The organism is Nonomuraea sp. NPDC049028 (assembly GCF_043197735.1).
Taxonomy (GTDB): Bacteria; Actinomycetota; Actinomycetes; order Streptosporangiales; family Streptosporangiaceae; genus Nonomuraea.
In genome coordinates, this window is the sequence record NZ_JBICTR010000001.1 from 346,524 (window position 1) to 364,529 (window position 18,006).

16 protein-coding genes are annotated in these 18,006 nt (G+C 71.4%); 8 read left to right on the forward strand and 8 right to left on the reverse strand.

Annotated elements, in window-relative coordinates; all coding sequences use genetic code 11:
* Positions 1-31: 31 nt before the first annotated feature.
* Positions 32-1,003 carry a helix-turn-helix domain-containing protein gene (locus ACGFJ2_RS01590; RefSeq protein WP_357941234.1) on the forward strand — a complete coding sequence of 324 codons (972 nt, stop codon included), beginning with the start codon at positions 32-34 and terminating at the stop codon, positions 1,001-1,003.
* A gap of 78 nt (positions 1,004-1,081) precedes the next feature.
* Here ACGFJ2_RS01590 and ACGFJ2_RS01595 read toward each other — a convergent pair whose 3' ends face one another.
* The 3 genes from ACGFJ2_RS01595 to ACGFJ2_RS01605 all read right to left on the reverse strand — a co-directional run bounded on the left by ACGFJ2_RS01595 (position 1,082) and on the right by ACGFJ2_RS01605 (position 4,818).
* Positions 1,082-3,052 (reverse strand): hypothetical protein, encoded by a 1,971-nt coding sequence (locus tag ACGFJ2_RS01595; protein WP_357941236.1) that lies wholly within the window; start codon positions 3,050-3,052, stop codon positions 1,082-1,084.
* Positions 3,053-3,220: 168 nt separating this feature from the next.
* On the reverse strand, positions 3,221-4,009 hold the full coding sequence (locus ACGFJ2_RS01600; protein ID WP_393463557.1) for an amidohydrolase family protein: 789 nt from the start codon (positions 4,007-4,009) through the stop codon (positions 3,221-3,223).
* Positions 4,006-4,818 carry an amidohydrolase family protein gene (locus tag ACGFJ2_RS01605; RefSeq protein ID WP_393463559.1) on the reverse strand — a complete coding sequence of 271 codons (813 nt, stop codon included), beginning with the start codon at positions 4,816-4,818 and terminating at the stop codon, positions 4,006-4,008. Before ACGFJ2_RS01605 ends, ACGFJ2_RS01600 begins: the two co-directional genes overlap by 4 nt.
* Before the next feature lie 83 nt (positions 4,819-4,901).
* Between ACGFJ2_RS01605 and ACGFJ2_RS01610 the strand changes: the two genes are divergently transcribed.
* The 4 genes from ACGFJ2_RS01610 to ACGFJ2_RS01625 are packed head-to-tail and all read left to right on the forward strand — an operon-like array spanning position 4,902 to position 9,601.
* A complete protein-coding gene (locus ACGFJ2_RS01610; RefSeq protein WP_393463561.1) occupies positions 4,902-6,878 on the forward strand; it encodes a hypothetical protein in 1,977 nt (658 codons plus the stop codon).
* A gap of 10 nt (positions 6,879-6,888) precedes the next feature.
* Entirely contained in the window at positions 6,889-7,587 is a 699-nt protein-coding gene (locus tag ACGFJ2_RS01615) for an amidohydrolase family protein (RefSeq protein WP_393463563.1), read from the forward strand.
* 23 nt (positions 7,588-7,610) lie between these two features.
* Positions 7,611-8,390: an amidohydrolase family protein gene (locus tag ACGFJ2_RS01620; RefSeq protein WP_393463565.1), complete on the forward strand. Its 780-nt coding sequence runs from the start codon at positions 7,611-7,613 to the stop codon at positions 8,388-8,390.
* Complete coding sequence (locus ACGFJ2_RS01625; protein ID WP_393463567.1) at positions 8,387-9,601, forward strand: DegT/DnrJ/EryC1/StrS family aminotransferase; 1,215 nt, start codon at positions 8,387-8,389, stop codon at positions 9,599-9,601. The genes ACGFJ2_RS01620 and ACGFJ2_RS01625 overlap by 4 nt, the downstream gene beginning before the upstream one ends.
* Before the next feature lie 47 nt (positions 9,602-9,648).
* Here ACGFJ2_RS01625 and ACGFJ2_RS01630 read toward each other — a convergent pair whose 3' ends face one another.
* Both ACGFJ2_RS01630 and ACGFJ2_RS01635 read right to left on the reverse strand, forming a co-directional pair.
* The gene (locus tag ACGFJ2_RS01630; RefSeq protein ID WP_393463569.1) at positions 9,649-10,761 is read right to left on the reverse strand and encodes a CU044_5270 family protein; all 1,113 of its coding nucleotides are present in this window, start codon (positions 10,759-10,761) and stop codon (positions 9,649-9,651) included.
* Complete coding sequence (locus ACGFJ2_RS01635; RefSeq protein ID WP_393463571.1) at positions 10,754-11,299, reverse strand: RNA polymerase sigma factor; 546 nt, start codon at positions 11,297-11,299, stop codon at positions 10,754-10,756. The genes ACGFJ2_RS01630 and ACGFJ2_RS01635 overlap by 8 nt, the downstream gene beginning before the upstream one ends.
* A 138-nt stretch (positions 11,300-11,437) precedes the next feature.
* On the opposite strand from ACGFJ2_RS01635, the gene ACGFJ2_RS01640 reads away from it, so the two are divergent.
* Positions 11,438-12,112: a histidine phosphatase family protein gene (locus tag ACGFJ2_RS01640; protein ID WP_393463573.1), complete on the forward strand. Its 675-nt coding sequence runs from the start codon at positions 11,438-11,440 to the stop codon at positions 12,110-12,112.
* Between the two features lie 5 nt (positions 12,113-12,117).
* Here the strand turns inward: ACGFJ2_RS01640 and ACGFJ2_RS01645 are convergent, their stop codons facing one another.
* Positions 12,118-12,648, reverse strand: coding sequence for an AAA family ATPase (locus ACGFJ2_RS01645; RefSeq protein WP_357941256.1), 531 nt, complete (start codon positions 12,646-12,648; stop codon positions 12,118-12,120).
* A 78-nt stretch (positions 12,649-12,726) separates the two neighbouring features.
* Between ACGFJ2_RS01645 and ACGFJ2_RS01650 the strand changes: the two genes are divergently transcribed.
* Positions 12,727-13,914 (forward strand): CaiB/BaiF CoA transferase family protein, encoded by a 1,188-nt coding sequence (locus ACGFJ2_RS01650; protein WP_393463575.1) that lies wholly within the window; start codon positions 12,727-12,729, stop codon positions 13,912-13,914.
* Between the two features lie 70 nt (positions 13,915-13,984).
* Positions 13,985-15,475, forward strand: coding sequence for a carboxyl transferase domain-containing protein (locus ACGFJ2_RS01655; RefSeq protein ID WP_357941260.1), 1,491 nt, complete (start codon positions 13,985-13,987; stop codon positions 15,473-15,475).
* A gap of 11 nt (positions 15,476-15,486) precedes the next feature.
* On the opposite strand, the gene ACGFJ2_RS01660 is transcribed toward ACGFJ2_RS01655, so the two are convergent.
* Together ACGFJ2_RS01660 and ACGFJ2_RS01665 are read right to left on the reverse strand one after the other, a co-directional pair.
* A complete protein-coding gene (locus ACGFJ2_RS01660; RefSeq protein ID WP_393463577.1) occupies positions 15,487-17,490 on the reverse strand; it encodes a hypothetical protein in 2,004 nt (667 codons plus the stop codon).
* A complete protein-coding gene (locus ACGFJ2_RS01665) occupies positions 17,487-17,966 on the reverse strand; it encodes a SigE family RNA polymerase sigma factor (protein ID WP_357941264.1) in 480 nt (159 codons plus the stop codon). The genes ACGFJ2_RS01660 and ACGFJ2_RS01665 overlap by 4 nt, the downstream gene beginning before the upstream one ends.
* Between the last annotated feature and the right edge of the window lie 40 nt (positions 17,967-18,006).

Sequence of the window (18,006 nt, forward strand, 5' to 3'; positions counted from 1 at the left end):
GTATCCCGCCATCGGTCAGAAGGGTGCCGCCATGCTCGAAGCGATCGGCCTGTCACCGGCCGAGAGCCGCCTGTACACGATGCTCGTCGAGAATCCGCGGTCATCGGCCGCCGAGCTCGCCACGCACTGCGGGGTGTCGACGCCGCTGGCCGCGCGCACGCTCGCCGGATTCGCCAGGCGCGGGCTGGCCAGCCGCCTGCCCGGCCGCCGCGCCCGGTACGTGGCGGTCGCGCCGGACATCGCCATCCGGCCGATGCTCAGCCGCCAGGAGGAGGAGCTGCACCAGGTGCGGACGGCCATCCACGAACTCACCGCGTCGTTCCAGCGGGCCTCGCGCTACGCGGCGCACCCGGCCGAGCAGGTGGAGGTGGTCATGGGCACCGACAACATCATCAGCCGGGCGTACGCGCTGCAGGACAGCGCGCAGAGCATGTTCCGCAACATCGACAAGCCCCCGTACGTCATGCCGGACCACTCGAACAACGTCGAGCGGGAGCAGCGGATGATCCAGGCGGGCGTCGACTACCGCAGCGTCTACGACCTTGAGGTGCTGGCGATGCCCGGCCGGCTGGAGCTGATCCAGGACGCGGCGGCGCGCGGCGAGAAGGCGCGCGTGGTGGCGGACGCGTCGGTGAAGATGTGGATCGCCGACGACGCGCTGGCGCTGATCCCCATCCGCAACGGGGCGTACTCGATCGACGCGGCGTTCATCCTGCACCACTCGGCGCTGCTGGACGCGCTGATCGCGCTGTTCGAGCGGGAGTGGCTGCGCGGCTTCCCGTTACGCGCCGTGCCCCGGCCGCCCGCCGCCGACGGCCCGGACGAGCTGGCCAGGGACCTGCTGGCGCTGATGGCCGGGGGACTGACCGACGAGGGCATCGCGCGGGCGCTCGGGCTCGGGCTGCGTACCGTGCAGCGCCGCATCCACGACCTCATGCAGGACCTCAACGCCATCACCCGCTTCCAGGCGGGGATGGCGGCGAGGGAACGTGGGTGGATCTGACGGCCTTGGCGCTCGTTTTGCCGGCTCAGCGACGGCTCTCGTTTTGCCGGCTCAGCGACGGCTCTCGGTCTGACGGGGTCAGCGGCGGCCTGAGATGGCGATGCGGACCAGGTCGCGGCCGCGCACGCCGTACAGGGCCTGGCCGGAGGGGTCCAGGGCCAGCTTGGGCTCGCCGCCGAACCACTGACCGGCCAGACCCTCGACGATCGTCTTCGCCGTGAACGTGACCAGGTCCAGCTTGTACACCTTGTCGCCGTCGGTGCAGTAGGCGACGCGGCCGGTGACGAACAGCTCGCCGCCCTTGGCGCCCACCTTCAGCGTCCTGGTGACCTTCTTGCGGATCAGGTCGAACTCGAACACCTCACCCGTGCTCGCCATGCCGTACAGGGTGATCGGGCCCAGCGCGAGGGAGGCGATGTACCGCGCGCCCGCGATCGGCTCGACTTGCCACAGCAGCTTCCGTTTGACCAGGTCGAACGCGGCCAGCCTGGCGCTCGTGGTGACGGGCGGCAGCCCGAGGCCCTCCTGGGTGGTGGTGCCGAGGTAGGCGGTGCCGAGGCGGGTGGCGACGGAGTAGACGGTCTGCCGCTCGACGGCGGGGCGATAAGTCTCGTACGTGCCGGTGCGCGGTGAGTAGAGCGACAGCGCGCCGTTCATGTGGCCGGGCTCCGGCTGCGTGGGCATCACGACCAGGCCCGTCCGCGCGTCGTAGGCCAGGTCGCGCGGCCGGTCCTGCTGGTTGCCGGTACGGGCCAGCAGCTTCGGCTCCGCGTCCCCCGGCCGGTAGGAGTAGAGCGCGGCCTGGGTGTAGACGCCGAGGTAGGTGGTGCCGCCGACGGTCAGCAGCGTCTTCGGCTCGCCCGAGATGCCCAGCCTGCTCACCTTGCCCGTGGCCAGGTCGTGGACGTCGGCGCCGCCCTTGCCGCCCACGTAGACGCGGCGGCCGTCGGAATGGACCGACATCGGCTCCTCCGGCGCCGCCTTGAGCCCGCGCTGCACCAGGTTGAGGTAGTCGAGGGTGCCCGTCGCGGGGTCGTACACGAAGACCGCGCTGTCCTGGATGCCGTAGACGCGCCCCTCGTGGGCCAGCAGCCGGTGTGTGAGCGCCTCGAAGTACGGCACGCCGAGCGCTTCCAGCTTGCCCGTGGCCAGCTCGTAGCGGTAGAAGGTGCCCGAAGGGCGGCCGGAGAAGTAGACGTAGCCGTCGTGGATCAGCACCGCGACGACGTACTTCTCGCCCGGAGCCGTGGCCTTGACCAGCTTGTAGTCCCCCGGCGCGGTCTTGTCGAGGACGACCAGCTCGGCGAGGGAGTTCATACCGCCCGCTATGTGGGTGTCGGAGATGTTCATGCTCGACACCCAGTCGCGGTCGGCCAGGGCGGCCGGGAGCAACTCCCGCTTCTCGCCGGTCGCCCGGTCGATCGCGACGAGGTGGGCGTGGGAGCCGACGCCCGCGTAGACGTACTTGTCGTCGGCCTGGATGCTGCGTACGTACGCCTCGCCGGGGGCGGGCTGGCCCAGGTCGCGGCTGGTGCCCGTGGCCGGGTCGTACTCCCAGACGCGGCCCGGCTCCGACGTGCCCATGTAGACCTTGCCGTCGGGGGAGGAGGCCATGGTCCAGATGTAGTGGTCGGGGTATTCGGCGACCTTCGTCACCTGTCCCGCGACGGTGTCGATGCGGTAGAGGTCGGAACGGGCGTGCGTGCCCACGTAGACGTCGGTGCCCACCCGGCACATCGCCCAGATCCCCACGCCGGTGGGGATGTCGAAATGGGTGGTGACCGAATCCTTGGCCAGGTCGTAGGCGCCCACCACGTTGGGAGACAGGCCGCGGGAGCCCACGTACAGGACGCCGCCGACGAACTCGCCGTTGCCCAGCGGGCTGGCGACGCTCGCGGGCCCGAGGCCGGTGACGGTGCCCTCGGGCTCGCGGCTGCTCCTGGTCTCCGCGCCGGACTGGGCTGCGGCGGTCCGGGCCTGGATCACCGGCACGGCGGTGAGGGAGGCGGCCGCGGCGGCCGCTCGCAGGAAACGACGACGGGGGATCATGTGCGGCTCCCTTGGTGAAGTTGCGCCGCACGCTATAACGGACCGGGCCGTAATGTCCAGAAGGCTTCGGACCGCTGAGGCCGCCGCCCCTCTGGCAGTCCGCCTCGGACCCCTCCCGACCGCCTCGGTCGGACCCCTCCCGACCGCCCCGGATCCCCCGGGCCGCTGCTAGAGGGCCGTCTCCAGGCCGAACAGTTCCGCCGCGTTGCGCCACGCGATCCGCTCGGCCGTCTCGCCGGTGAGGTTCGCCGCGGCGACCGAGCCGAAGGCCGATGACGGGTCGATGAGCGTCGCGTCGGTGCCGAACAGCAGTTGCCGCGCGTCCACGTTCGCCGCCACCTCGGCGATGCGGCCCGCCGGGGCGTGGGACCAGCAGGGCTCCAGGTAGAGGCGGTCGCAGGCGCCGGCCGCCTCGATCGCGTACCTGAACCCGTCGGCGCCCATGTGCCCGGCGATCACCCGGAGCCCCGGCGTGTCGAGGCAGACCTGGGCCAGGTCGAGCACCGAGGGACCCCAGGTGTGGACCAGCGCCGGGCAGCCCGCCGAGGCGACCAGTTCGAGGGCGTCGCGCAACTGGGGCGAGGTGGCGGGCGAGCCCGTGTAGTCGGTGTGGATCTTGACACCGACGAACCGGCCGGTAGGCAGGTACTCGGCCAAGTCCCGGACCGCCTCCTGGAGCCTGCGGGGATTAATGGTGACATAGCCGTACAACCGATGTCGGCCGCCTTCGACCCCGCCGTCCGGGCTGTCTCCGCGCCCGCCCACCCCGCCGTTGCCCTGGTCGTTGAGGGCGGCGGCCAGGGCGCGGTTGCCCGCCGGGGCGTCGTAGATGACCGCCTCGGTCGACGACACGATGGCCCGGTCGATGCCGTAGCGGTCCATGGTGGCGAGGGTCGCCCCCGCCACGTCCATGGTGAAGAACCAGGGGCCCCAGTGGGCGTGGACATCGATGATCATCCGAGTAGCCTCCTGGCGTTGCCGCCCGCCACGGCGGCCACCTCGTCGGGTTTCAGGCCGCTGGTCGCCAGCCTGAGCAGCGGGACAATGGGTTCGTAGTGGGGGGTCCGGGAGCCGTACAGCAGCCGGTCGGCGCCGAGTTCCGCGGCGACCGTCTCCAGCGCGTCGGGGGAGTTGAGCAGGCGGGTGGAGGTGTGGAAGCCGGGCTCGTCGGCGGCGGCCACCAGGAAGTCGCCCAGATGGTAGAAGTGCGTGTCGAGGAAGACCACCCTGGCCTCCAGTCCGGCGAACGGCTGCCAGAACCTGCGTACGTCGCCACCGGTCAGGACCGTCATGTCCAGCCGCGCCGCCCGCCGGGCGACATGCCGGACCGACGGAAATCCGGCCTCCACGCCCTGCTCGTCCGGAAACAGCCGGACCGCCCGGACACCCGCCGCCGCGAGACGGTCCATCTCCCGCCCCGCACCCACGGGATCCCGCAGATCCACCACCCCGACCGGCACGAACGCCGCAGACGAACCTCCGCCGGACGCCGCCGCGCCGGGCGCCGTCAGATCATCGGGCGCGGCCAGCGCGAGGGTCGCGTCGTTGCCCGAGCGTACGTCGAAGAGTGCCGCGCGCAGGCTCGCCACCGCCCCCGCCCGGATCCGGTGCGCCGCCAGCATCGCCCGTACGGTGGCCGGCGTCCCGGGCGGCCCGTCGCGGTCCGGGTAGGCGCCCACGAGCACGTCGACGTCCAGGGCCACCTCCAGCCCACCGATCAGCCCCCAAGCGTCGAACGCCATACCGGCCTTGTCCCTAATCGCCATGCGGCCAATCATGCCATTGACGAACGGCGCGCAGAAGATTACGGTCAGGGCCATAATTGCTCAGAAATGAACGCGAGGCCCACATGCTCCGCTCACTCATGGTCGTCGTGGCCGGCCTGTTACCCGCCCTCCTCACAGCCCCCACCGCCGAAGCCGCTGCCGTCGCCAATTGTGAGAGCCCGGCGGTGGAGACGTTCGGACCGGCGTCGGTCACCGGTGCGATCGTCGGCGCCGTCGTCCACGAAGGACACGCCTACGTCGTCGAACGCGGCCCCAAGCCGCCCGTACTGGCGGAGATCGACCTGGCCACCCGCAAGGTCGTCAGGAGCGTCACGCTCCCCGACGGCCCGGCGGCGGGCGAGGCGGAGGGTGGCTGGGCCACCGCCGTGTCCGGCGGCAAGATCTATGTCGGCACGTACCCGGTCCCCGACCTCTACAGCTTCGACCCGGCGACGGGTGAGGTGAAGCACCTGTACTCGTTCGGGAAGAACGGCGGTTTCGTCTGGAGCCTGACCGCGGCGCCCGACGGCACCCTCTACGCGGGGACGTACCCGGACGGCAAGGTCTGGGAGTACGTTCCCAGCACCGGCGCGGTCCGGAACTTCGGCGTACTGGCGCCCGGCGAGCGTTACGTCAGGGCCATCGCCGCGGACGCCGACCACGTCTACGCGGGCCTGCTCGACAAGGCCCAGCTCATGTCGATCGACCGGGCCACCGGCACGGTCACGCGGCTCGCCACCGGCCCCACCGGCTTCGGCGCCGTCGCCGAGCACGGCGACCGCGTGCTCGCGGCCAGCGGCGGGACCCTCATCGACGTGCGCAAGGACGGTACCGACCTCCGGCAGCCCGCCCTGGCGGAGGGCAGCCTGGACATGCTCACGGTGGCCGCCGACGGCACGGTCTACGCCACCACCCGCCCGGACGGCGCCGTCTACCGCTACCGGACGGGCGACGCCACGCTCACGAAGATCGCCGACCCGCCGTCCCTCGGCGACGAGACCAGACGGCTGCAGCTGCTCGACGACAACACCCTGTTCGGCGTCTCGGGCAGCGGCGGCATGTGGTGGCTGGACCTGCGTACGGGCAAGTCGGAGTTCGTGGACCTGATCGAGGCCGGAATACCCGCCGGCGCCGAACGGCCGCAGAGCATGCTGCTCGTGCCCAACCGCGCCCTCTACATCGGCGGGCACTTCTCCATGGAGGTCCGCGACCTGCGTACGGGCGCCAAGCGCAGGTTCCGCCTGCCCGGCGAGCCCAAGGACCTGGTGCGGCGTGGCAACAAGATCTACGCGGCGATGTACCCGAGCGGGCAGATCCTCTCCATCGACATCCGCACCGACCAGGTGCGCGGGCTCGGCTACCTGGGCCACGACCAGCAGCGGCCGTGGGACATCGAGTACGACCCGCTGACCGACAAGCTCCTGGTGGCCTCCGCGCCGCTCGGCGCCAAGCTGTCGGGCGCCCTGTCCGTGGTCGACCCGGACACCGGCAAGATGGACGTGTACGTGGACGTCATCCCCGGCCAGAGCCTGATGAGCCTGTCGCTGGGCACCGGCGTCGTCTACCTGGGCGGCGACGTGCTCGGCGGCGGGGGCACTCCGCCGGTCAAGACCTCGGCGTCCGTGGCGGCCTTCGACCTGAGGAAGCGCAAGGTGCTCTGGCAGGTCGATCCCGTCGCCAATTTCCGTACGTTCCAGGACATCAAGGTGCACCGCGGGCTGCTGTACGGGGTGTACAAGCGCGACTCGGGAGCCTGGATCGCGCTGGACCTGGCCACCAAGAAGGTGGTCAGCCAGGGCAAGCTCGCCGGCTACGGAGAGCTGACCGCGCATCGGGGCAAGGTGTTCGTGTCCACCTTCTTCGGCGGCGGCAACGCCTACGAACTGGGCACCGACGCCAAGCTGCTGGCCACCGGCCTGGGCGACGAGTGGTACACCAACCCCCAGCTCCACTTCGAGCCCGGCAGCTGGCGGGCCTGGGCCCTGGTGGGGCGGAACCTGGCCCGGATCAGGCTCGACCCCGGCTGCCCGCCCTTGACCATCCCGGCGACCGCTGGCTAGATTTCGGTCTGTGCCGAAATCAGTGATCGATGCCCACCGGCTGATCGGCCCCGTACCGTTCGACGACCTGCCGTCGGACCCCGGGCCCGAGATGGACCGGCTGGGCATCGACCGGGCCTGTGTGACCCACACGCTCAGCCTCTACTCGGACGCGCAGGCGGGCAACGAGGCCCTCCTGCGGCTGGACGACCCCCGGTTCATCCCGGTGCCCGTCGTGGTGCCCGGCGTGACGGGGGCGTCCGCGCCGGTCGCGGTTCACGAGGTGCTGGGGTGGAACGTCCGCATGATCAGGCTCTGCCCCGAACGCCACCGCTTCGACCTCACCGGCCCGATCGCCCTGCGCTGGCTGGCCGCCATCGCCCTGCCCATCGCGATCGACCTGGACGAGACGTCGCCCGCCCAGCTCCGCACACTGCTGGAGCGGCTGCCCGAGCAGCGGGTCCTCCTGCTCAACCCCGGCTACCGCCGCCTGCGCGCGGTGGCCGAACTGATGGCGGAGACCCGCCGCCTCTGGCTGGAGATCGGCACCGTCAACACCCAGGGCGGCGTCGAATGGCTCGCCCACCGGTTCGGGGCGGACCGGCTGGTCTTCGGTACGGGCGCGCCGATCGCCGACGACTGCGGCCCTCGCTTCCTCCTCGACCACCTCGACCTGGAGCCGTCCGCCGTCGACCTGATCGCCGCCGGCTCCCTGAGCGGGCTGCTGTGACCCTCGTTCCTGAGCCGGCCGACGTGAGCCCTCTTCCTGGGCGGGCTGATGTGGTGCTCGACGCGCACGGTCACGTCGGCGACTGGCCCGATTTCCTCATCCCCGATCCGTCCGCGGACGGCCTGGTGGCCACGATGGACCGGATCGGCGTCACCGCGATGGGCATCAGCCACCTGCTCGCCGTCGGCCCGGACGCCGTACGCGGCAACCAGCTGGCTGTCGAGATCGCCGAGCGCTTCCCCGGCCGGTTCGGCGTCTGGCAGGTCTACAACCCGCACCACCGCACGCCCCTGACCCTGGAGGGCGTTTGGGGCGTGAAGCTGCACCCCGACGTACACCAGTGCCGTCTGGACGACCCGCTCTACGACCCGGTGTGGGAGCTCAGCCTGCCCGTTCTCGCCCACGGCCAGACCGATTCGCCGTGGAGCGACCCCGCCCAGTTCGCCGCCGTCGCCGCCCGCCATCCGGCGGTGCCGCTACTCATGGGGCATACCGGGCTCTGGGCGTACGGCTTCGCCCGCGCCGCCCGTCTGGCGGCCGACCACCCGAACCTCTACCTGGAGATCTGCGGCTCCAAGATGACCGGCCGCTGGATCGCCCGGCTCGTGGACATGATCGGGGCCGAGCGGGTGGTGTTCGGCTCTGACGCCTGCTTCCTCGACCTGCGCACCGGTTTCGGCCGCATCGCTCTCGCCCCGCTCACTGACGCGGACCGCACCCTCGTCCAGGGCGCGAACCTCGCCCGCCTCCTCGACCTTCCCCGGCCTTCCCCGACGTCGCATCGAAAGGGACGTTCCCCGTGACACTCGCCCTCCACGGCGGTACGCCGGTCCGCTCGGCGCCCTGGCCCGCGTGGCCGCCGCCGCTCGACCCGGCCCAGCGCGCTCTCGTCACCGAGGTCCTGGAGAGTGGCCAGTGGGGCGCCACCCAGGGTGGTTCCACGGTCACGGACCTGACCGCCGCGTTCGCCCACAGGTCCGGCGTGCCGTACGGCGTGGCGGTCGGGAACGCGACTCTGGGCCTGTTCGCCGCGCTGAGAGGTCTGGGCGTGGGGCGGGGCGACGAGGTGATCGTGCCCGCCTACACGTTCGTCGCCTCAGCAACGGCGGTGCTCCTGGCCGGTGCCACGCCCGTGATCGCCGACGTGAACCCGGTGGACCTGCACCTCTCCCCGGAGGCCGTCGAAGCGGCGCTGACGGACAGAACGGCCGCCATCATGCCCGTCCACCTGGCCGGCAGCCCCGCCGACATGGACCCGCTCAACGCGCTGGCCGCCCGCCACGGCCTCGTCGTGGTCGAGGACACCGCCCAGGCGCACGGCGCGACCTACAAGGACCGCCCGGTCGGCGGCCTGGGCGACGCCGGGGTGTACAGCTTCCAGGCGACCAAGGCCATGACGGCGGGCGAGGGCGGCTTGATCGTCTGCCGCGACGAGGCCGCGTATGAGGCGATCTGGTCGGTCTGCAACCTCGGCCGTCGGCTCGGCGGTCAGTGGTACGGCCACCCATCGGTCGGCTGGAACCTCCGGCTCACCGAGATCCAGGCCGCCCTCCTGCTGCCCTGGCTCGACCGCCTCGACACCGAGATCGCCCGCCGCGAGGCCTTCTGCGCCGCCGCCGAACACGAACTGGGCACCGAGTGGTGCGTAGCGCACGGCGGTGAGTCGGCGGGTGTGGGTTCGGTGAGTGTGGTGCCGCGGCCGCCTGGTACCACCCGGGACTCCCGCCATCTGCTCATGCTCCGCTTCCACGAGCCGGTGGACCGGGAGTTCCTGTTCGCCGCCATGGCCGCCGAGGGGGTGCCGCTCGAAGGCGGGTACCCGCCGCTCGGGACGATGGCGGCGCTCGTCAGGGAGGGCGCGCGGGTGGAGCCGTGCCCGGCCGCCGAGGCGGCGGCTCGGGAGGTGGTCTGGGTCCGGCAGTCGATGCTCATGGACGATCCCCGCCACGCCGCCCACCTGGCCGAGGCCCTGGCCAAGGTGCTGGCCGCCATGCCGCCGCGCGGCCAGGTGTGACCACTGAACCCCGGCCGCGCGCCCTCCGCCGCCGGGGTTCACACCCCCTATTTCCCCTTCTTGCATCCCTTCGGGGGAGAAGCCGGTGGGCCGGACCAGCCCGACTCGGGACCGCGAGCGTGGTAGCTCATGACCTCACCCTTTGTCGCCCCCAGAGCCGTGCGAGCCGCGTAGGTGATGGAGGAGAGTGTCTCCCCCGTCCCGGGGTTGAGGATCAGCCTGTGGTAGACCGGTAGCTCCTTACGTGGTTTGTCGGAGTACACGAGGGAGCCGCCCGCCTCGCCGGTGTCCACGGATATGCCCTTTCTGCCCAGGGGGTCCGTCACCGTGCCGACGACCTTGGTGGTCGGCAGACCGGCCAGGACGCGGATGATCGCGGCGCGCGTGGCGGGGCTGATCGGCATGTGGAGGAGGTTCGCGGTAGTAGGCAGGAACTTCTCGAAAGGCTCCGTGAAGCCGCGGCCCTTCCAGATCTCGTGGTAGGAGTGAAGCCGCTCCATGAGCTTGGTGGGATCGGCGGGGATGGCCGCGAGATCGGCCATGGTGAACTCGCTGATCGTCCGGTCAGGATACGTTCCCGTGGGATCAATCTTTGAGCTGTACCTGCAGTCCTGCGGCTGATCGGCGATCGGAACGGAAGGGCACGGCCCGCCGTACTCGCAGCGGCCCTTGACCCGGCCGGGAGCTCCCGCCGCCTGCCAGGCGCGCTCGTCCGCGGTCGTGGCCGGGCGGGCGCTTTCCCGCCGCCACACCTGCATGAGCGCCAGATCGGCGGGGTCGCGCGGCTGCCAGGTCTCCCGTCGCCCGCTCACCACGAGCGTGTAGCCGCCGGTGGACAGGTAGTTGCCGTCGATCTCCACCTCGCGCCAGTAGGTGTTGCTCTCCGCCGGGAGCTTCTCGATCCTGTCGGCCAGGTCGAACAGCTCCTGGTTGACCTTCGGCGGCTTGAGCACGGCAGGAGCGGAGGCCAGGTTCGTCACCAGCGCGAAGACCACGGCCACGATCGCGGCCGTGGCCAGTGGCGCCCACAGGACCCACGGGCGAGGCCGGGCCCGAGAGACCGGGGCGGCGGCCGAGCGGGCGCGGGCGCGCGCCACGACTTCGGGCGACGGCGGTCGAGCGTCGGGCAGGGCGCGAGCGAGCAGGTCCATCTCATCCATCGGAGTCCTCCTTCAGCGGGTTGACGGAGCCGAGCGCCCTGCGCAGTTGTTTGCGCGCCCGGTTCAGCCGGGACGCGACGGTTCCGAAAGGGATTCCCAGGGCGGCCGCCACCTCGGCATGGCTCAGCCCGCCCAGCGCGACCAGCAGGACCACGTCCCGGTCGCGCTGCTTCAGCCCGGCCAGCGCCCCCGCCAGCGGCCCGGTGTAGCGGGCGGCGTCCACCCGGTCGAGCACCTCGTCCTCGTGGCTCGCGGCATCGCGCTCCGCCGCCTTGGCGATCGCCTTCCACCGCCTGATCTCGGTACGGCGATGCCGCGCGACGAGATTGGTCGCGATGCCGTACAGCCAGGGCCGTACAGCGCCGATCGACGGGTCGTATCCCCCATGCAGGGCGATCGCGAACACCTCCGCGGCCAGGTCGTCGGCCACGTCCTCGGACAGGCGGCGGGCGACGTAGCGGTGGATGTCGGCGAAGTAGTCGTCGAAGAGGTCTGGTGGAACCGGTAAGCGTTCCGCTCCGTAACGGGGATTGTGCACTATCACGCCAGTTGTTGCCCTTTCGCCGGGAATGGTTTCACGTTCGGGGGAGAGGGTGCGGCGGAGGTCAGGCCCACCTCCGCAGAGACAGATCTACTTTGTAAAGGCGCCCGGCGCATCTATGACACCATGCACTACATGGGACCGTCGCGGATCCTCGCCGTACGACATGGCGAAAGCGAGGCGAATGCCGCCTACCGGCGAGCGGGCGACACGCCACTCGTCTACGAGCGTGGCGATGACGAGGTGACCCTGACGGACCTGGGCCGGCGGCAGGCCGGGGCGCTCGGGCACTTGCTGGGGGCGCTGCCGGAGGAGGAGGCGCCCGAGTTCGTGTGGTGCTCGCCCTACCAGCGTGCGCTCGACACCTGGGCGAGCGCCTCAGAGGTGTGGCGGACCTTGCCGGTGACGACGGACGAGCGGCTCAGGGATCGGGAGCGGGGGATGCTCGCCCCGTACAACGAGGCGGAGATCGGGCGGCGCCATCCCGAGGAACTGGCGCGCCAGCGGGCGGCGGGGGACTACGACTATCGGCCGCCGGGCGGTGAGTCGGTGGGTGACGTGGCGGTCCGGGTGCGTGCGGCGGTCGGTGACCTGGGCGCGCGGGCCGCTGGGCGGCGGGTGCTGATCGTCGCGCACGACGCGGTGGTGCTGACCCTGCGGCATGTGATCGCCGAGACGCCGGACGCCGAGCTGGCCGCCATGGATGAGTTCGCGCCCGTGCTCAACGCGTCCGTCTCGACGTGGGAGGCGCTGGACGGCCGTCTGGAGCTGCTGTCCTTCAATGACGTCGACCACCTGTGGTCCTTATAGCGACCTCAACCGCTTTTGATGAGATCGGCCCGGCCCCGCGTGTCGTCGGCGTCGAACCAGGCCTGCTCCGTGGCGAACCACACGCGCCACCGCGGTTCCAGCTCCGGCCCGTCGCGCTCGATCACCCGGCGCAGCCGCACCTCTTCGGGGGCCTCCACCCAGATGGTGAACGCCAGCAGATGGGCCGCCGATCGGCGGGCCGTGCCCACACCTTCGATGATCAGGACCGGTGCGGCAGGGACCGTGATCAGGTCCGTGTATTCGCCGCGTACCCAGTCATAACGGCGGAACGCGCCCGGGAGTCCGCGCTGGAGCGGGCGGAGCACCTGCGTGTCGAGGGCGTCGAACCAGCCGCCGGGGCCCTCGTCCCATGGGACCGGGAAGTCGTCGCTGTGCACCACCTGGCAGCCGAGTTCGGCGGCCAGTTCGCCGGCGAACGTGGTCTTGCCCGACCCGGCGGGGCCGTCGACGGCGACCAGCCGGACCGGCCCGCACGACGGATCGAGCGCCTGGATGCGGCGGGCGGGCGATTCCACGGCTCCCAGGGTAGGTGAAGGAGACACGAAGCCTGAAAGACTACTCTTTCGCCACGAACGCAATTCTGGAGGCTGACCTTGCCCGGACCCCTTGGTGACATCGTGGTGCTGGATCTGTCCAGGGCCTTGGCAGGCCCGCACGCCGCTCAGATGCTCGGCGACCTCGGCGCCCGGGTGATCAAGGTGGAGCATCCGGACGGAGGAGACGAGTCTCGAGGCTGGGGGCCGCCCTTCGTCGGGCCGGATCACGATATTTCCACCTATTTCCTGGCGGCGAACCGCAACAAGCAGTCCATCGCCATCGACCTGAAGTCCGCCGACGGCAAACAGCTCGTCGAGCGCCTGGTACGCCAGAGCGACGTGCTCATCGAGAACTTCCGTACCGGCGTGCTCGACCGCCTCGGCTTGTCCGTCGAGCGGCTGCACGAGCTCAACCCACGCCTGGTCATCCTGTCGATCACCGGCTTCGGCCACGACGGGCCCGAGGGCGGCCGGCCGGGCTACGACCAGATCGCCCAGGGCGAGGCCGGCCTGATGTCGCTGACGGGCCCCTCGCGCGACGAGCCGTACCGCGTGGGCGCGTCCATCGCCGACCTGCTCGCGGGCATCCACGGCGCGTACGGCGTGACCGGAGCCCTGTACGAGCGCGAGCGGACCGGCAGGGGCCGGGTGGTGCGTACGTCGCTGCTGGCCGCCGTCACCGGTGTGCACTCCTACCACGGCACGGCGTGGACCGTGGGCGGCCAGGTGCCCGGCGCGAACGGCAACCACCACGCCTCGATCGCCCCCTACGGCGCCTTCCATTGCGCCGACGGGATGCTGCAGATCGCGGCGGCCAACGACGGCCAGTGGAAGAAGGTGGCCGCTCTACTGGGCATAGACCCAGATGTGGCTAAATATGCGACGAACAGGGAGCGATTCGCGCACCGGGATGAGCTGATCGCCGACATGGAGAAGGCTCTGGCCGCGCACGACCGCGGCCACTGGCTGGCCAGGCTCGGCGAGGCGGGAGTGCCCGCGGGCGCGATCCGCTCGATCGACGAGGTCTACACCTGGGACCAGACCCGCTCGCAGGGCCTGGTGATCGAGGTGGACCATCCCGTACTCGGCCGCATCGAACTGCCGGGCCCCCCGCTGCGCTTCGAAGACGACACAGAGGAGAGTGGCCACGAAGAGAGTGGCACCGAGGTGACGCACACCGCGCCGCCCGCCCTGGGCCAGGACGGCGACGCCGTGCTCAGCTGGCTGGAAGAGCGCGAGGGGTGATGCGAATCCGATGGCACCGGCGGGCGCTCTGGTGCGTCAACATTCCAACATCGCCGGTTAGTAGGGAGCCATGGTGAGCCGTCCGGACGCGCGCACACTGATCGAAACGGTCCTCGACGCGGGATCGTGGAAGTCGTGGGACGCGCCGCCCGCCGATCCGGTGGCGCCGGGCTCCTCCTACGCCGACGAGCTGGCCGCGGCCCGCGCCAAATCCGGCTACGACGAGTCCGTCGTCACCGGCGAGGGCCTGCTCGACGGGCGGCGGGTGGCCGTGGTGGTCTCCGAGTTCTCGTTCATGGCCGGGTCGATCGGGGTGGCGGCGGCCGAGCGGGTCGTCGCCGCGGCAGAGCGGGCCACCCGTGAGCGGCTGCCGTTGCTGGCCGCGCCCGCCTCGGGCGGCACCCGGATGCAGGAGGGCGCGCTCGCGTTCGTGCAGATGGTGAAGATCACCGCCGCGGTGCAGGCGCATCGCGGGGCGGGGCTGCCGTTCGTGGTGTATTTGCGGCATCCGACGACCGGCGGGGTGTTCGCGTCGTGGGGCTCGCTCGGGCATGTCACGGCCGCGGAGCCGGGGGCGCTGATCGGGTTCCTGGGGCCGCGGGTGTTCGAGTCGTTGCACGGTTATCCGTTCCCCGAAGGCGTACAGGTGGCGGAGAACCTGCACGAGCACGGGCTGGTCGACGCCGTGGTGTCGGCCGACGACGCGCGGGAGGTGGCGATCAGGGCGCTGTCGGTGCTGTGCGCCGAACGTACCGGGCTGGTCGCCGGCGAGCCGCCCGAGGAGGACCTGCGGCCGGTGGAGGCGTGGGAGGCGATCACCCGCTCGCGCCGCGACGACCGTCCCGGCGCGCGCACGCTGCTCAAGCTGGCCGCCACCGACGTGACCCCGCTCACCGGCAACGGCGCGGGCGAGAACGAGCCGGGCCTGCTGCTGGCGCTGGCGCGGTTCGGCAGCGCGCCGGCCGTCGTGCTCGGCCAGGACCGGCGCCGGGCGCGGCCCAGCTCGCCGCTCGGCCCCGGCGGGCTGCGGATGGCCAGGCGCGGTATGCGGTTGGCCGCCGAGCTGGGGCTGCCCCTGGTCACCGTGATCGACACGGCGGGCGCGGCGCTGTCGAAGGCGGCCGAGGAGGGCGGGCTGGCCGCGGAGATCGCCCGCTGTCTGGCCGACCTGGTCATGCTCGACGCGCCGACGGTGTGCCTGCTGCTCGGTGAGGGCGCGGGCGGCGCGGCGCTGGCCCTGCTGCCCGCCGACCGGGTGCTGTGCGCGCAGCACGCGTGGCTGTCGCCGCTGCCGCCGGAGGGCGCTTCGGCGATCCTCTACCGCAGTGTGGACTTCGCGCCGGAGATCGCTCAGCAGCAGCGGGTGCGGGCCACCGACCTGCGGCGTGACGGGATCGTCGACCGGGTGATCCCGGAGGTGCCCGACGCCGCGTACGAGCCGCGCGCGTTCTGCGAGCGGGTGGGACGGGCGCTGGAGTACGAGATCGCCGGGCTGCTGGCGCGCAGCCCGGCGGACCGTCGAGCGGCCCGCCAGGCCCGCTACCGCAACCTGGGCGGCTAGCCCGGGGCCCGTTACCGCGAGGGCTCCTTCGGCTCGTACGTCCAGAGCACGCCTCCGTCGGCGCCGTAGCCGGTGAACCGCATGCCCGGCCAGGACAGCCCCTGGTTGCCGACCGCCTTGGGCACCGGCCCGGCGAACAGCAGCACGCCCTGGTCCCAGGGGTCGGGCACCGTGCTCGCGGTCAGGCGCCCGCCGCCCTTGAGCGTGACGTCGACCTTGGCCGTGCCGGGCACGGTGAAGCCGTACCATTCCTGCCGGCCTCCCGACCACTGCAGCGGGAGCTCCGGCGCGGCGATCATGTCGCTCAGCTTCCCGCCCGGGACGGCCTGGAAGGAGCCCGGCTGTTCCTTGCCGTCCTTCGTCCACTTGACGCACGTGTCGGCGTACAGGTGGGCGGTGAGCCCGCCGGGGAAGACATGGCCGGCGTCGAGGGGCTTCTTGTCCTCCCAGCACCAGCCGCGCCGCGTCAGGTCGACCTGTTCGATTTGCTTGCCTCGCACCTTGTACGCGAAGGCGCGCACTTTCGCGTCGCTCGGGTATCTGACCCACCACACGGGCGCGGGCAGGTCCTTGCCGCGCGTCAGGGTGGCGGGCAGGCGGCGTCCGTCCTCCAGCACCGCGTCGATCGACAGCCAGTCGTCCTCGGCCGCGCCGAAGGCGAGGACGCTGCCCGGCAGCGGCAGGTAGGTCTCCACCCGGCCGCTGGAGAAGCTGTCGGACGGCGGTTCGGGCCGCACCCGGGCGCAACCGATCTGCTCCCCGCCGTCGGCGCCGGTGCCGCCGGTGCCGCACAGCTGCAGGTCGTCCTGGTAGGGGTACTTGCCGAAGGAGAGCCGTACCGGTCCGTTGCTGAAGTCGTCGGTGCCGGGGACGGTGATGGGCTCGCCGGTCTGTTTGAAGTTCGACTTCGGAGACGCGGTGCTGCGTGGTCTGTCTTCACGCCAGAGCTGCTTGCCCGCGGCGTCGTAGCCCGCCCACCAGCCGCCGAGGGACCAGTCGACCGGTGGCAGGTGCGCGAGGGTGAACAGGTTGCGGTCGAGGTTCCACGGATCGGGGATGCCCTGCATGGTGATCGGGGCGTCGGAGCCGAGCACTATCTGGATCTTGACGGTGTCCCTCTTCGTGGCGGTGTAGATGAGCCCGTCCTCGGAATGGATCATGGGTGCCTTGGCCGTCATCGGATCCTTCAGGTCGAGGTTGACCCAGCCGAGCTCCTTGGTCCCGCGGAACCAGAACACACTGCGGCCCTGGACCTTGTCGTCGTAGGGGCGCACCATGACCTCACCGGGCAGCCGCATGGGCTGGCCGATCGGTGTGTGCCTGCTGCTCTCGCCGACGAGGCGCCTGGGCGAGGTGTCCGAGCCTCGCCTGCCACGCGCGTCGGTGAACTCCACCGTGGACACCTTGTCCCCGGCCGACAGCGCCAGGGTCCAGATGACCATCGGGGCGCCCTCGGACCGGTGCACGGTCGCGTCGACGCGCCGGCCGTCCGCCAGCACGGCCGTGACCTTCGCCACGTCGTTGTCGGCGATGCCGTAGTCCACGTAGGCGGACGGGGTGTCGGCGCGGGTGGAGCCCTCGTACATGCCGCTACGTTCCATGATCCTGGCCATGAGCAGGTCGTGGCACGAGCCGTACGGATCGCCGTCCGCCGGGACGGCGACGAAGCACACTTCGGGGGAGCCGAGCCGACCCCGGGCGAACCACAGGCGCAGCGGCTTGCCCCGCGCTGGGTCGTTCACCACGACCTGTTCTCCGGCCGCCGTCTTGCCCTGCATGAGCTGCTTGTAGACCTCGTCGGGGTCGCTCGCGCTGTTCCGGCCCAGACCCCCGTTGAGCAGGATGGGGACGAAGATGGCGAGCAGCGCGATGGGCAGGGCGGCGAGCAGCCACCGCCCGCGCGGCACCGGCGGGGGAGTGCGGCGCTGGACCTTGAGCCAGGCGTTCGGATCGGCCTCGTAGGTCTGGGCGCGGGCTTCGAGTGCCGCCCGCAGGCGTGCTTCGAGGTCGCTCACTGGTCCTCCTCCTTCAGCGCCTTGCCCAGCGCGGCCAGGGCCCTGCTGGCGTGGGTCTTGACCGAACCCGTCGAGACGCCCATGACGTCGGCGATCTCGCGTTCGGACAGGTCGAGCCAGTAGCGCAGGACGAGCGCCTCGCGCTGCCTGCGCGGGAGGCGGTCGAGCGCCGCGAGCAGTTCGCGGTGCTCCTCGGCGACGATCACCGCGTGCTCGCTGCTGCGCTCATGCTCGGGAGGATCGGGGCGGCGCAGCCGGACCAGCCTGAGGTGGCGCAGGCGGTTGCGGGTGAGGTTGCAGACAATCGTGCGCAGGTACGAGACGGCCGCCCCGTCGTCGCGCAGCCGTCTGATGTGCAGCCGGGAGAACGCCTCCTGGGCGATGTCCTCCGGGTCGTCGGCGCCGAGCAGGCCCGCCAGCCGTACCAGGGGGTGGTAGTGGGCGGCGAACAGCTCGGCGAATGACGGCTGCGCCATGGTGGAGGAGTCGATCACAGTACAGAGACACCCAAGACGG